9 protein-coding genes are annotated in these 7,697 nt (G+C 70.1%); 3 read left to right on the top strand and 6 right to left on the bottom strand.

The window, feature by feature from the left end:
• The first annotated feature begins 496 nt into the window (after positions 1-496).
• Positions 497-1,690: a pyridoxal phosphate-dependent aminotransferase gene (locus STRTUCAR8_RS17380; RefSeq protein WP_044472367.1), complete on the top strand. Its 1,194-nt coding sequence runs from the start codon at positions 497-499 to the stop codon at positions 1,688-1,690.
• An 85-nt stretch (positions 1,691-1,775) separates the two neighbouring features.
• Here the strand turns inward: STRTUCAR8_RS17380 and STRTUCAR8_RS17385 are convergent, their stop codons facing one another.
• Positions 1,776-2,648, bottom strand: a complete 873-nt coding sequence (locus STRTUCAR8_RS17385) for a helix-turn-helix transcriptional regulator (protein WP_006377124.1) — start codon at positions 2,646-2,648, stop codon at positions 1,776-1,778.
• A gap of 139 nt (positions 2,649-2,787) precedes the next feature.
• On the opposite strand from STRTUCAR8_RS17385, the gene STRTUCAR8_RS17390 reads away from it, so the two are divergent.
• Complete coding sequence (locus STRTUCAR8_RS17390) at positions 2,788-3,738, top strand: NADP-dependent oxidoreductase (protein ID WP_044472370.1); 951 nt, start codon at positions 2,788-2,790, stop codon at positions 3,736-3,738.
• 189 nt (positions 3,739-3,927) lie between these two features.
• Here STRTUCAR8_RS17390 and STRTUCAR8_RS17395 read toward each other — a convergent pair whose 3' ends face one another.
• The 5 genes from STRTUCAR8_RS17395 to STRTUCAR8_RS17410 form a co-directional block, all read right to left on the bottom strand.
• A complete protein-coding gene (locus STRTUCAR8_RS17395; RefSeq protein WP_006377121.1) occupies positions 3,928-4,179 on the bottom strand; it encodes a hypothetical protein in 252 nt (83 codons plus the stop codon).
• Positions 4,176-4,649 carry a hypothetical protein gene (locus STRTUCAR8_RS17400; protein WP_006377123.1) on the bottom strand — a complete coding sequence of 158 codons (474 nt, stop codon included), beginning with the start codon at positions 4,647-4,649 and terminating at the stop codon, positions 4,176-4,178. The genes STRTUCAR8_RS17395 and STRTUCAR8_RS17400 overlap by 4 nt, the downstream gene beginning before the upstream one ends.
• A 140-nt stretch (positions 4,650-4,789) precedes the next feature.
• Positions 4,790-5,740, bottom strand: coding sequence for a hypothetical protein (locus tag STRTUCAR8_RS17405; RefSeq protein ID WP_179200525.1), 951 nt, complete (start codon positions 5,738-5,740; stop codon positions 4,790-4,792).
• A gap of 297 nt (positions 5,741-6,037) precedes the next feature.
• Positions 6,038-6,160, bottom strand: coding sequence for a DUF397 domain-containing protein (locus STRTUCAR8_RS54240; RefSeq protein ID WP_338399702.1), 123 nt, complete (start codon positions 6,158-6,160; stop codon positions 6,038-6,040).
• Entirely contained in the window at positions 6,117-7,031 is a 915-nt protein-coding gene (locus tag STRTUCAR8_RS17410; RefSeq protein WP_044472369.1) for a helix-turn-helix domain-containing protein, read from the bottom strand. The genes STRTUCAR8_RS54240 and STRTUCAR8_RS17410 overlap by 44 nt, the downstream gene beginning before the upstream one ends.
• A 165-nt stretch (positions 7,032-7,196) precedes the next feature.
• Between STRTUCAR8_RS17410 and STRTUCAR8_RS17415 the strand changes: the two genes are divergently transcribed.
• Positions 7,197-7,682 carry an ATP-binding protein gene (locus STRTUCAR8_RS17415; protein WP_006377129.1) on the top strand — a complete coding sequence of 162 codons (486 nt, stop codon included), beginning with the start codon at positions 7,197-7,199 and terminating at the stop codon, positions 7,680-7,682.
• The last annotated feature ends 15 nt before the right edge of the window (positions 7,683-7,697 follow it).

A 7,697-nucleotide genomic window follows, 5' to 3' on the forward strand; every position in this document is an offset into this window, starting at 1 on the left:
GCGGGCGTTCACCCTGCGGTCCGGATACGGTTCCCCCTTCCGGAGCTCAGCTGCCCCGTGTCAGCTGCCTCCACCGCATCCGCCCCCGCCACCTCCGCAGGACGATCCACCGCCGCACGACGAGCTTCCTCCGCAGGACGAGCTCGAACCGCACGACGAACTGCTCCCGGAGTCACCGATGCTGCTGGAGCCCGCCGCTCCCCCGGCCCACCAGCTGTCGCTTCCCCCGCTCCCACTCCTCCGCCGGTTGTGCCCCGAGTGGACCCGCTGCCGGCTTCCCCGCGCGCCCCGGACCACCGCGGACACCACGATGAACAGGCCCGCCAGGATGACCAGGATGACAAGGGCGATGATGGCTACGGCCATGACGTCACCCTCCTTTCGTTCCCCCGGAGGCGGCCCCCCGTGGGCGCCTCGCCGTCTTGCGTGACGTGGGGATGCCCGCCTGTCTCACCTGCCAAAGCAGAGTTGAGGAACTCCAGAGCTTCGGCGCAGGATGACGACCATGACCAGCAGCGCACGCCCCTTCCTCAATCGCCGGCTCGCCGAGTTCGGGACGACGATCTTCGCCGAGATGTCGGCGCTCGCCGTCGCCACCGGCTCGATCAACCTGGGCCAGGGTTTCCCGGACACCGACGGTCCCGAGGAGATCCGCGAGGCGGCCGTACGGGCGCTGCGCGACGGCCGCGGCAACCAGTACCCGCCGGGTCCGGGCGTCCCCGAGCTGCGTACGGCGATCGCGGCGCACCAGGAGCGCCGGTACGGGCTGTCGTACGACCCCGACCGCGAGGTCCTGGTGACGGCGGGCGCGACGGAGGCCATCGCGGCGACCCTGCTGGCCCTGGTGGAGCCCGGTGACGAGGTCGTCGCCCTGGAGCCCTACTACGACTCCTACGCGGCCTGCATCGCGATGGCGGGCGGGACGCGCGTACCGGTCACCCTGCGCCCCGACGAGGGTTCGTTCCGCCTGGACCTGGACGAACTGCGGGCAGCCGTCACCCCCCGCACCCGTCTCCTCCTGATCAACACCCCGCACAACCCGACGGGCACGGTCCTGACCCGCGAGGAACTCACCGCGATCGCGCGGCTCGCCGTGGAACGCGACCTGCTGGTGGTCACCGACGAGGTGTACGAACACCTGGTCTTCGACGACGCCGGGCATCTGCCGCTGGTCTCCTTCCCGGGCATGCGCGAACGGACGGTCTCTATCGGGAGCGCCGGGAAGACGTTTTCGTTCACCGGTTGGAAAGTGGGCTGGGTCACATCCACGCCGGACCTGGTCACGGCGGTGCGCTCGGCGAAGCAGTTCCTGACGTACGTGGCGTCCGGCCCCTTCCAGTACGCGGTGGCGGAGGCGCTGACGCTCCCGGACAGCTACTTCGAGGCGTTCCGCGAGGACATGAGGACGAAGCGGGACCTGCTGTCGGCGGGCCTGAAGGAGGCGGGCTTCGAGGTCTTCACCCCCTCGGGCACCTACTTCATCACCACCGACATCCGCCCTCTGGGCGAGACGGACGGCTTCGCCTTCTGCCGGGCCCTGCCGGAACGCGCGGGCGTGGTGGCCATCCCGAACGCGGTCTTCTACGACCACCGCGAAGAGGGCGCCCCGTTCGTACGGTTCGCCTTCTGCAAGCGGACATCGGTGCTGGAGGAGGCAGCGGAACGCCTCCGCAAGGCATTCGCGCACTGACGCGGCCCTGCGGGCGGGGCTGACGTATGCGGCGGCGGCACCGTACGCCAGCCGGTGAGCGGCCTGCTGCCCGGCCCGGCAGGCGTCAGTGCCGCCGGGTGGAGTCCGGGGCCGGGCGGGGTGCGGTGAGCAGGCCCGCGAGGAGTTGGAGTCGTTCCGCGTCGGGGCCGCCCTCCTCGGCGGTGTAGGCGATGAGCACCGGGCCGGGGGCACCGGGCATCGGGTAGGCGTCCCAGTCCAGGTTCAGCTCCCCGACCAGCGGGTGGTCGACCCGCATCCGGCCACGCGTGGTCTCCCCGACGTCGTGGCGGGCCCACAACACCGCGAACTCGTCACTGCGGACGGCGAGTTCGCCGACCAGTTCCACACCGCGCGGGTGGCCCGGATCGGCGGCGATCTGGGTGCGCAGCATCCCGGTCAGTTCGGCGACGGTGGCCGCCCGCTCCGGGCACACCTGGTCGGCCTCCGGATGCAGCAGCAGAGCGAGCAGATTCCGCTCGGCCAGGGGTAGTTCGGTGAACTCGCCCAGCAGAAGCCCTGCCAGCGGATTCCATGCCAGTACGTCGAGGAAGCGGCCGACGACCATCGCGGGCGCGGTCATCCCGCGCATCATCCGCAGCGTGCTGGGCGGCACTTCCTCCGGCTCGTACCGTCGTAGCGGCCGGGCGGGAGTACGCGCGGCGGCGGCGAGGCTGTGCAGGTGCCGGGACTCCTCGGCGGAGAAGTTCAGGGCACGGGCTATGGCGTCGAGGACCTGTTCGGAGGGCCGCACGTCGCGCCCCTGCTCCATACGCTGGTAGTAGTCCGTGCTCACCCCGGCCAGCAGGGCCAGTTCCTCACGTCGTAGTCCGGCTGTGCGCCGACGCGGGCCCGGTTCCAGGCCGACGTCCTGTGGGAGCAGCCGGGTCCGGCGGGTTCGCAGGAAGTCGGCCAGTTCACGTCGGGGATCGTCTGCCATCGCATCAGTATGGTCCGGGCGCGGCCCGCGAGGGTGGGTCCGGCAGACCTACCCGGTTGTCGCGGACAGGTCCCAGGATCAGTTCCACGACAGTCCGCCGTGGAAGGAACACCCCATGGAACACCTCATGGAACACCCCATGAAGGCCGCTCAGTTCACCGGCTTCGGTGCACCGGACGTCCTGCGCGTCAACGAGGTCGAGAGACCCGTTCCCGGCCCGGGTGAGGTACTGGTGTCCGTCGAGGCGTCCAGCGTGAACAGACACGATGTGATCGTCCGCGCCGGTGGGTTGCGCATGGTGTCGGGCCGCAGGTTCCCCATCGGTGTGGGGCTGGACTTCGCCGGCGTCGTCGTCGAGACCGGTGCCGACGTCCGGGACCACCGGGCCGGTGACCGGGTGTGGGGCATGGTGCACCCCCGGGAGAAGCACGCGACGGCCGGGGCGGCCGAGTACGTCGTGGTCCCCGCCGGCCGCGTCTCGGCCGCCCCCGAGGGCATCTCGTCGGTGGACGCGGTCTCCCTGGTCGTCGGAGGCGCTACGGCGCTGATCGCGCTGCGGGACTCCGTGCGGCTGGAGAAGGGCGAACGGGTCCTGGTGCGCGGCGCGGCGGGCGGGGTCGGCACGGCCGCCGTACAACTGGCGTACGCGATGGGCGGCCACGTCACCGCGCTGGCCCGCCACCGCCATGCCAAGGCCCTTGAGGAGCTGGGCGCGGAGAAGGTCATCGACTACGTCGACACCGCCCCGGAGGAGACCGGGTCGTACGACGTCGTCATCGACACGGTCGGCTCCGAGTTGAACTGCTTCCGGAGCCGGCTGACCAAGGGCGGCCGGATGGTCACCGTCGCACTGTCGGGCGCCGCCATCGCGGCGATAGCGGCGTCCAGCGTGCACGGCGCCCGCCGCATCCGCACCTTCAGCGCCAACCCCGAGGCCGATGTGCTGCGCGCACTGGCCGACCACGTCTCGTCCGGTGCGCTGCGACCTGTGGTGGAGGGCGTGTATCCGCTCGCGGACATCGCTTCGGCGCACCGGGCGTTCGAGCGGGGCGGTGTCATGGGCAAGCACGTGGTCGCCGTCTCCGGCTGAGGCCGTCCTGGCCGCGGTCGCACCGGGCGTCGGGCAGTGTCGGGGCGTCGGCGCTCCTTTCGTACGGTTCACCTTGGGCAAGGTCGGAAGCTATTCGGTGTCCTTGGGGTGTCGCGGGGAGGCGTACACCAGGATCACGGTCGAGGTGGCTGGGCTGACCAGGTAGCGGACCCGGCCGCCACTGGTGATCTAGTACTCCCATTGCTCCAGCTCGACACCCTTCCAGTCCTTGGTGGCGTGCCTGCCTCGTAGCTGGTGCTGGCGGTTCCAGTTGGACCGCGACAGCGGATCCGCACGGAGGGCCTCCAGACAGCGATGCGCGTTCGGCAGCGCCACCCGGCACAGCTCTTCCCAACCGCTCGCGGCCTCCGTCGTCCCGTAAATGACGTTCCAGCCCGTCAGCGGAGGGACGCTGACCCGATCGCCTTTCTTCGGACTCACTCGTGCACCTCGACGGGGCCGAGATCGACGCCACCGAGCGGCCGGATCGCTTCCCTGAGCTGGTCAGGGTCAGCGTTGATACGGGCGGTTGCCCGCCACGAGACGATCGCTCGGTGCACAGCCTCCCGGGCACCCAGCTCAGCGGCGTCGGACAGCGCATCCAGGAGCTCGACAGTGAATTCCCGGACTTCTTCGGCGTTCAGATGGCGCACCCACGGAAAAACCTCGGGCAGAGCGAGGAGAAGCGACTTGGCCCCGTCGTCCTGCTTCATCAGCGCAAGGAACAGCCGGGACGCCGTGGTCAGGTTCTCCTCGGTGCGCTCTGCGTGTATAGCCGTGGTCAGCACCATGTCGGGCGCGTCTCGGTGCGTCACACGCAGAGATCCCAGAGCGGCGGCCCTGGCCGCGACGCCCTTCGGGTTCCGGGACAGATCGGTGAACGAGACGGATTCCGATTCGAACGCCGCCAAGGGCACGATACTCATACTCAGACCGTACTCTGATTGTGATCTGATTTCCATCGCGAATGGCGAGATATGAGATGCGAGATGGCGCCGGATTGCCACTCCCCCGCACCTTCGGCGGCCGCATCCTGACGTCAGCCCGCGCATCAGGCGGCCAGGCGCCCCTCGGCTGCTCCGGAGCGGCAGTCACGGCAGCGGCCGGGTTCAGCCGCGCGGAATCCCCGGTCGCAGCCGTCGCAGTTCCGCAGGGGCGCTGCTGCCGGACGTGCGGAGGGGTCCGCGCCGACGGCCCGTGCGGGGGGTGCGGGCAGGGCGAGGGGAGTTTCCTTCAGCCGGTAGGCGAGGATGCCCGCCGGGCGGGTCAGGAAGTGGTCCGGGAGGCGTGCGGTGAGGTGGTCCGTGACGTGGGTGGGCAGGATGCCTGCCGCGAGCCACTGGGAGACGGCCGGGGCCAGCCGGGCGGCTTCCCCGGCGGTCAGTACGAGGCGGGGGTCGACCAGGCGCAGAGCGGCGAGTACGGCGATCGCCTGGGGGTCGGCGACAGTGACGGTGGCATCGGCATCGGCATCGGCATCGGCATCGGCATCGGCCAGGGGGATCGGCGCTTCCGCCTCGGCTTCGCCCCCTGCCTGGGCCTGTACGGGCACCGCCACAGCGGGCTGCTTCCGGGGCCGACGAGGCTGCGGCGGCTCGGGAGGCCCAGCCGGTTCCGGGACCGGGACCGGGACCGGGACCGGGCAGGGATCGCCGCCCGGGACGTCGTAGAAGTACGTCCGGGTGCGGATCTTCCCGGCGGAAGTCCGCTCGCGGCGGCGCTCCAGATAGCCCGCCGCTTCGAGTTCCCTGAGCGCCCGCGAGATGAGGATCTCGCCCTCGCTGAAGTGCTCGCACAGGGCGGTGATGGTCACGGGAGAGCGGTCGGGGAGTGAGGCGATGTACGCCGCTACGCCGATCGTGACCGCGCTGCCGCGTCGCTGGGCGAGGGCGTTGGAGATCACGGTGAAGTCGGCGGTGAGACGGGTGCGTACGTGGATCACGCCGGAGGTCGGGGCTCCGGCATCGGCGCGCGGGCGCGCATTAGACTTCGGTTCAGCCATTGGGAAGGTATCGCTTCCTGATCGGTCAGGCCCTCGATCGGGACGGGAATCCCGGCCGGGGGCCGCATTTGTCTGTGGTTGTCGCGGCGAACGTAACCGCCCGCATCCCGCGCCTGCAAGCCGGTCACTCGGACGGGTGAACGCGTGCTTCGCGACCGGGGAGGGAGGGTGGGCGGGTAGTACTTTCCCCCGGTTCTTTCAGGAGGTCAGTGGCCCGCCGGACCCTCGCGGACAAGGGCCCGGTGAGCCCGTCGGACGGACGGCGACCAGGGCCCGGTCACCTGGGCGACGGTGGGGTCAGGCCTTCAACTCACCTATGAAGACTGCCCAGGAGACGTTTCCGAAGCACAACTCCGGGCCGTGCGGGGCCTTGCTGTCACGGACCGGGACGACGGCCCGGAACCCGTCGGCCACCTCCACGCAGTCGCCCCCTGCTTGGTTGCTGTAGCTGCTCCTGCGCCAGGCGGCGTCGTTCAGCTCGGGACGGGAGATTCGCGCCACGGTAGTTGCCCTCCAACGTGGACCGGACCATGTCGAGCGACATGAGCGGGGGCAGGGCTGCCGCCCGCAGCCGATCGTAAATCACCCTGTAGCGACTGACGTCGGCTGGTTCCTCGATGAGTTGGCCGTAGTCCGCACCCTCTGTGTAGGCCACTTCGGAGCCGTCGGGCAGGGTCAGGATCGTCAGCGAACCGCCCATCGCCTCGTGTCCGCCTTGGTCGAACGGCAGTACCTGCACGGTGATATGACGTTCCGCTGCCGCGTCGAGCAGCCGCGCCAACTGCTTCCGCATCACTGCGCCGCCACCGATCGGACGCCTCAGTACCGCCTCGTCCAGGATCACCCACAGGTCCGGCCGGTCGGGCGTGCTCAGACGTTCCTGCCGTCCCATACGGGCTGTGACTCGCTCCTCCAACTGCTCTTCGCCGTCCAGCAAGGCGTCCAGGCTGAGAACTGCCCGCGCATAGTCCTCCGTCTGCAACAGACCCGGCACCACATGAGCCGCGTACTGCCTGATGGCCACCGCCCTCGCCGAGTACTCCATGAACTTCCGCGACCAGTTGGGAAACGCCTCCCGGTACACGTACGGCCACAGGTCGGTCAGCAGATCGTCCGCTTCGAGGGCCACGTCCAGCGCACGGGCCAGTGCGAACGTCGGTTTCGCTCCGGACGCCCGCTCGATCTGCGTGATCCGCGTGCCCACCACGTGCACCATCGCGCCGAGTTCGGGCTGGGTCAGTCCGGCCGCCGTACGGAGTCTGCGCACCCGCGAGCCGAAAAGGGCGGCCATCGACGTGCTGGGGTCAATTCCGTTGGCCAAAGCGTCACTTCCGTTCCTTACGGGTTGAAAAGTAAGGCTGTGTCACCTGTCGAGCGTAGGGCGACCGGCCGACTCTTGAGAACGGAACGTGACGAATCGCGTACGCCGCGAAACAGACAAGGACGGGGACCAGCCGTGTCGGCAGGAACGACGCCAACGACCACAACAACCACCGCGGACGACGAGCCGCGTGAACTCCCCTCGCTCGTTGAGCAGTTCGTCTGCTCACCGCGAGGCGCCCAGCTCGCCCGGCGGCTCGCCGTCCGGTGTATGGAGCAGTGGGGCTACCCGCCGGCGTCGGACGCGTCGTGCACGATCGCCCTCGTCGTCGGCGAGCTGGCCGCGAACGCCGTGCTGCACGGCCGGGTCACCGGACGCGGCTTCGGGCTCCGGCTCGCCCTTGACGCGGCTGCCGGCCTGGTCCGTATCGAGGTCTCGGACGCCGCCTCCGCGAAGCGGCCGTCGACGGTCCCGCCGTCGTCGTACCCCGAGGGTGAGTCCGGTCGGGGACTGCTTCTGGTGGACGTCCTGGCCGTGCGCTGGGGGTGGGCGCCACGGCTGCCCGTGGGCAAGACCGTGTGGGCGGAGTGCGCCGTCGAGGCGGGCAACGGCATCGGCTGACCCGGCTGCCCCGGA

It is taken from the genome of Streptomyces turgidiscabies Car8, assembly GCF_000331005.1.
In the GTDB taxonomy this organism is placed as follows: domain Bacteria; phylum Actinomycetota; class Actinomycetes; order Streptomycetales; family Streptomycetaceae; genus Streptomyces; species Streptomyces turgidiscabies.

What these genes read in the sequence shown, in the direction of transcription:
- STRTUCAR8_RS17410 (WP_044472369.1), bottom strand. Translation starts at nt 7,031, where the DNA reads ATGGCCGCCCTTTTCGGCTCGCGGGTGCGCAGACTCCGTACGGCGGCC.
- STRTUCAR8_RS17380 (WP_044472367.1), top strand. Translation starts at nt 497, where the DNA reads ATGACGACCATGACCAGCAGCGCACGCCCCTTCCTCAATCGCCGGCTC.
- STRTUCAR8_RS17405 (WP_179200525.1), bottom strand. Translation starts at nt 5,740, where the DNA reads ATGGCTGAACCGAAGTCTAATGCGCGCCCGCGCGCCGATGCCGGAGCC.
- STRTUCAR8_RS17385 (WP_006377124.1), bottom strand. Translation starts at nt 2,648, where the DNA reads ATGGCAGACGATCCCCGACGTGAACTGGCCGACTTCCTGCGAACCCGC.
- STRTUCAR8_RS17390 (WP_044472370.1), top strand. Translation starts at nt 2,788, where the DNA reads ATGAAGGCCGCTCAGTTCACCGGCTTCGGTGCACCGGACGTCCTGCGC.